Source organism: Rhodococcus sp. CX, assembly GCF_015865005.1.
Classification (GTDB): Bacteria; Actinomycetota; Actinomycetes; order Mycobacteriales; family Mycobacteriaceae; genus Rhodococcus.
Genome location: NZ_JADZGH010000242.1, coordinates 9,795 through 15,164, shown reverse-complemented (window position 1 = coordinate 15,164; position 5,370 = coordinate 9,795). Strand labels below are relative to the sequence as shown.

Genomic DNA, 5,370 nt, shown 5'->3' with positions numbered 1-5,370 from the left:
GTTCCACGACTCCAACACCAACGCCCGCTCCTGAGCACCCAACAACGGGACGGAGCGGACCGGCAGGGACGGGTCGGCATCGACGAACGCCGTGAAGAAGTCCAGGAAGCGCGCGTGGTGCGCAGAGTTCTCTTCCGCCGTGTAGCGGTCGGGGTTGGCCTCGAAGTCGATGTTGAGGCGCGTGCCGTTGACGTTCTCGTAGAAGTTGATGCCGAGATCCTCGACCGTGCCGGTCGACAGGATCGTGAGCTCGCCCAGGATGGGGCCGAAGGGGATGCCGCCGTGGAACAGCATCACGTTCACGAGGGGCCCGAACAGGCCCCCGTTCGGATCCGCCGAGTCGCGGCGGATGTCCTCGTGGCGGAACAGCTGGTGCCGCAGAGCCCCGGCGACCGCGACCTGCACCTCGGAGATCAGCTCGGCGACGGTCGTGTCGTGCCCGACCCGCACGGTCAGCGGCACGATGTTGGACAGCATGCCGCCCGATCGCCGGGTCAGCGCGGTGGTCCGGCCCGTCACGGGCAGGCTCAGGACGACCTCTTCCCGTCCGGTCATCTGGGACAGGAAGGCCGCGACCGACGCGATGAGGAACGTGGACCGGATGGTGACGTTGCGCTCGACGGCGGCGTCGAACCGTGTGGCCAAGCTCTCGGACAACGTGGCCGAGGAGAGCTCCTTGCGGGCCGCCGGCGGAGCGATCCGGTGGCTCAGGCCGACGGCGCTGTCGAGTCCGGCGATGCGTTCGCGCCAGTACTCGCGGTCCCGTTCGAAGCGAGGACTGTTGCGGTAGGCCAGCTCGGCCTCGCGCAGGTCCGGGAGGTCCCCGACCTCGAGGGGTTCCGGCTCACGACCCTCGACCGCGGCCGAGTAGAGCTCCGCGACGCGCGTCATGAAGTTCATGGCGCCGAAGCCGTCGAGCACGACGTGGTGCACCCGGGCATACCAGTAGTAGCGGGAGTCCTCGAGCCGGAGCGCGGCGGCGACGATCAGCCGGTCGTCGACGATGTCGATGGGCCGGCTGTACTCGGCGCGCATCCACTCTTCGGCCGCCTTCTCCGGATCGGGAGCATCCCGCAGGTCGACGAGCTCGAGGGGGGTGTCGAGGGACGGGTCGACGATCTGGTGGGGCACCCCGTCGATCTCGAGGAGCCGAACGAATCCGGACTGGAGGTCGCCTGCGGCGATCCGGCTGACCCTTTCGAGCACCTCGGTGTCGAGGTCCCCGCGGAGGTCGACGTACTGCGCGTTGTTGATCGCGACGGACGGGTTACGGTGCTGCGCGTACCACAATCCGAGCTGCGCCGGGGAAAGCGGGAATGCGTCCCCCTGCAACGCCTGATCAGCGCTGTCGATTCCGTCGATTTCTCGCGGGTCCAACCGTTACCTCGTTTCCGGAACATCTTCGAGTTCCCCACACCACAAACGCCCTGTTCCTCGCCCGAGAGGGCACAGGAACCGACCGCTACTCGCACAAGAGCAACCGCTGCTTATCGTCTATTGCCGGTCGGTCCAACTCTGTTTCATCGGCGCACCTGCGCCTACCCTGCACGGACCCCTGTCCGCCTCCCCCCGCACGCCGAAGACCGCCCCGAGGTACCGGGGCGGTGAGGTGGGCATTCGGCGCACGCACATCGCCCCAATCTACCGCCTGGGAACACTGCCGCCGAAACGACCGCACGGGACCCGACGCTGCGCGCCGAACCCCGCGGGAGTGAATCTACCGAGCAGTAGCGACACAGGTCGCGTTTTCTCGTCACCTGCTCACCAGAGCACCGCAATGATCACGTTGAGGATGCCGAGACCGCCGATCGTGTGGGCGAGAGCACCCGTCGATCCCGGGTTCTGCTTCTCCTTCTTGAGGCCCACGATCGCGAGGACGAGGATCACCACGGCGACCACGAGCTTGACGCCGATCTTCATGTGGTTCAGCTCAACCACGTCCTGTGCCTCGCGCAGACCGACGAGGGCGAGGCCGCTCACAAGCTGGAGGATCGCGCCGTGCAGCATGCCGGTCACGACACGAGGTTCCTTCACCACGGCGAGCCAGCTGCCGATGATGCCGGCGAGGCCGATGAAGTGCAGGATGAGGAAGATCTTGATGGCGACGTCCATGCCCGTCATCCGAGCATCGACGCCGGCGTTTTGTCCAGTTAGGTCACGCTCAGCACGTGTCCGAGGTCACCCCACCGGTCGCGATACGGACCGGTCGGCTCCGGATCGTGGCGAGGGACCGATCCAGCACGCGTAGGGCGCCGCCCCGCCGCTCGGAACCGGGGTTCCGGTAGCGGCCGGGGCGACGCCCTCGAGGCCCGGGGCCTCGAACGCTCCCGGGGGCCCTGAACGCTACTGTCGCGCGTCCTTCCCGCCCGTCGGGGCATGTCCCTGCACGCGGGCTTCGACGGACCGGTGCAGGATCTGCTCGGCGTGCCGCAGCACCGGTGCGTCGACCATCTTTCCTTCGAACTGGAACACCCCGCGTTCCTCGGGCACCGCGGCCAGCACGCGTCGCGCCCACTCGACCTCTTCCTCGGTCGGGGCGTAGGCCTGGCGGATGACCTCGATCTGGCCGGGGTGAATCGCGACCTTCGCGTCGAAGCCGACCGCGACGGCGTCGAGCGTCTCGTCCCGCAGGCCGTCGTGGTCCTTGATGTCGAGGTACACCGAGTCCAGCGCCCACCGGCGGTAGGTCTTCGCCGCGAGCAGCGCCGACGAACGAACGTGCCGCGCGACGTCGCGGTACGACCCGTCCGCGTGGCGGCTGGACTGACCGCCCAACCCGACGACGAGGTCTTCCGCACCCCACATGACGCCGATCGTGCCGGCGGCGAGTGCGATCTCCGAGACGGCGAGGGCGCCGGCCGGCGACTCGATCAGCGCGACCACCTCACGCGGGGCGAGGGAGGTGACCTGCTCCGCGGACTCGCACTTGGCGAGCATCACCCGCGTGTACGCGGTCTTCGCGAGCGCCTTCAGATCCTCGGCGTGCTCCTCGGTACCCACCGGGTTGACCCGCACCACGGTCCGTTCGGGATCGAGGGGCGTGTCGACGAGGCAGCGCCGCGCGTAGTCCTTGTCGGCGTGCGCGACACCGTCTTCGAGGTCGAGGATCACGACGTCGGCGATCGCCGCGGCCTTCCCGTACCGCTCGGGCCGGTCCGCCGGGCAGAACAGCCACGCAGGGCCCGGAATGGTGCTCATCGTCGTCAACCTTCCTGCGCCGGATCGACCGGCCGCTTCTGGACGAGAGTCTGCCGCACCGCGACGGCGATCACCTTGCCGTGCTGATTGCGGGCGGTGTGTTCGAACGTCACGATGCCCTGCCCCGGCCGGGACTTCGACTCGCGCTTGTCGGTGATGAGGGTTTCCGCATACATGGTGTCGCCGTGGCGGACCGGATGCGGGAACTTGACCTCCGAGAAGCCGAGATTGGCGACGATCGTGCCCTGGGTGAGCTGCGCGACGGACAGGCCGATCAGGGTGGACAGCGTGAACATCGAGTTGACCAGCGGCTCGCCGAACTCGGTGCCGGCACTGTAGGCGGCATCGAGGTGCAGGGCCTGGGTGTTCATCGTCAGCGTCGTGAACAGAACGTTGTCCGCCTCGGTCACGGTGCGGCCGGGCCGGTGTTCGTAGACGGCGCCGAGTTCGAACTCCTCGAACCACAGGCCCCGCTGGACTACGCGCTTGGTGACTTCCGTGTTGTTCGCGGGCGGGGTGCTCACAGGCCCAGCTCCCGCGCCACCAGCATCAGCTGGACCTCGGTGGTGCCCTCGCCGATCTCGAGGATCTTGCTGTCGCGGTAGTGCCGCGCCACCGGGTACTCGTTCATGAAGCCGTAGCCGCCGTGGATCTGGGTGGCATCGCGCGCGTTGTCCATCGCCGCCTCGGACGCGATGAGCTTGGCGATCGCAGCCTGCTTCTTGAACGGCTTGCCGGAGAGCATCAGGGCTGCCGCGTCGTAGTAGGCGGTCCGGGCCGTGTGCGCCCGCGCTTCCATGCGCGCGATCTTGAAGGCGATGGCCTGGTTGCTGCCGATGGGCCGGCCGAACGCCTCGCGTTCCTTGGCGTACTTGACGGACTCGTCGACACAACCCTGCGCCGCACCGGTGGACAGCGCTGCGATCGCGATACGGCCCTCGTCGAGGATCCGCAGGAAGTTCGCGTAGCCGCGGCCGCGCTCACCGAGCAGGTTCTCGGCCGGCACCCGCACGTCGGAGAACGTGAGCGGATGCGTGTCCGAAGCGTTCCACCCGACCTTGTTGTATGCGGGTTCGGCGGTGAAGCCGGGGGTGTCGGTGGGAACGACGATCGTGGAGATCTCCTTCTTGCCGTCGCGTTCGCCCGTGACGGCGGTGACGGTGACGATCTCGGTGATGTCGGTGCCGGAGTTGGTGATGAACTGCTTGTTGCCGTTGATCACCCACTGGTCGCCGTCGAGCTTCGCGGTGGTCTTGGTGCCGCCCGCGTCGCTGCCGGCGCCCGGCTCGGTCAGGCCGAACGCGCCGAGCGCGCGGCCCGCGGCGAGCTGCGGCAGCCACTTGTTCTTCTGTTCCTCGTTGCCGAAGCGGTAGATCGGCATCGCACCGAGCGAGACGCCCGCCTCGAGGGTGATGGCGACGGACTGATCGACCTTGCCGAGTTCCTCGAGGGCCAGGCACAGGGCGAAGTAGTCGCCGCCCTGGCCGCCGTACTCCTCGGGGAAGGGCAGGCCGAACAGGCCCAGCTCGGCCATGCCCGCCACGACCTCGTACGGGAAGGTGTGGTTGGCGTCGTGCTCGGCGGCGACCGGCGCGACGACGGTGCGCGCGAACTCGGCGACGGTGTTCTTCAGGTCCCGGTAGTCGTCGGGAAGCTGGTCGGTGGAGAGGTAGCTGCTCATGGGGCGGTCCTAGTTCTCGGTGTCGGAAGGAACTGCGGCGTCGGAAGGAACGGCGGCGTCGGAAGGAACGGCGGCGTCGGAAGGAACTGCGGTGTCGGTGTGGACGGGCACGATGCGTGCGAGGAGCTGGTCGACCTTGACCTGATCGCCGGCGGCGACCAGCAGTTCGACGGTGCCGTCGACCGGCGAGGTCAGGGCGTGCTCCATCTTCATGGCCTCGACGACCACGACCGTGGTGCCTGCGGTGACCGTGGCACCGGCCTCGACGGGGGTGGCGATGACCGTGCCCGGCATGGGGCTGGTCAGCTCCGCTTCCCCGGCGTGGGCGTCCGCGCCGCGGATGTTCGGTTCGCGGGCCTCACGCACCGGCCACGTGCCGCCGTTGCCGGCCAGCCACACGTGATCGTCGTCGGCGGCGACGCGGAACACCGAACGCCGGCCGTCGAGGATGATGTTCAGGACCGCCCCGTCGAGTTCCGCGGTGAGCGGGC

6 protein-coding genes are annotated in these 5,370 nt (G+C 68.4%); all 6 read right to left on the bottom strand.

What is annotated here, in order from left to right; genetic code table 11:
• The coding region (locus tag I0Q12_RS26605) for a condensation domain-containing protein (protein WP_231611509.1) at positions 1-1,377 on the bottom strand (1,377 nt) is incomplete at its 3' end.
• A gap of 384 nt (positions 1,378-1,761) precedes the next feature.
• A complete protein-coding gene (locus I0Q12_RS26600; protein ID WP_197256311.1) occupies positions 1,762-2,112 on the bottom strand; it encodes a hypothetical protein in 351 nt (116 codons plus the stop codon).
• Between the two features lie 231 nt (positions 2,113-2,343).
• Positions 2,344-3,198 carry a CoA ester lyase gene (locus I0Q12_RS26595; RefSeq protein ID WP_197256309.1) on the bottom strand — a complete coding sequence of 285 codons (855 nt, stop codon included), beginning with the start codon at positions 3,196-3,198 and terminating at the stop codon, positions 2,344-2,346.
• Positions 3,199-3,203: 5 nt separating this feature from the next.
• Positions 3,204-3,722, bottom strand: a complete 519-nt coding sequence (locus I0Q12_RS26590) for a MaoC family dehydratase (RefSeq protein WP_197256307.1) — start codon at positions 3,720-3,722, stop codon at positions 3,204-3,206.
• Positions 3,719-4,879, bottom strand: a complete 1,161-nt coding sequence (locus I0Q12_RS26585) for an acyl-CoA dehydrogenase family protein (protein WP_197256305.1) — start codon at positions 4,877-4,879, stop codon at positions 3,719-3,721. Before I0Q12_RS26585 ends, I0Q12_RS26590 begins: the two co-directional genes overlap by 4 nt.
• 9 nt (positions 4,880-4,888) lie before the next feature.
• The coding region (locus I0Q12_RS34005; protein WP_307846549.1) for a biotin/lipoyl-containing protein at positions 4,889-5,370 on the bottom strand (482 nt) is incomplete at its 5' end.

Coding starts and splice junctions, on each gene's coding strand:
- I0Q12_RS26585 (WP_197256305.1), bottom strand. CDS start 4,879: ATGAGCAGCTACCTCTCCACCGACCAGCTTCCCGACGACTACCGGGAC.
- I0Q12_RS26595 (WP_197256309.1), bottom strand. CDS start 3,198: ATGAGCACCATTCCGGGCCCTGCGTGGCTGTTCTGCCCGGCGGACCGG.
- I0Q12_RS26600 (WP_197256311.1), bottom strand. CDS start 2,112: ATGGACGTCGCCATCAAGATCTTCCTCATCCTGCACTTCATCGGCCTC.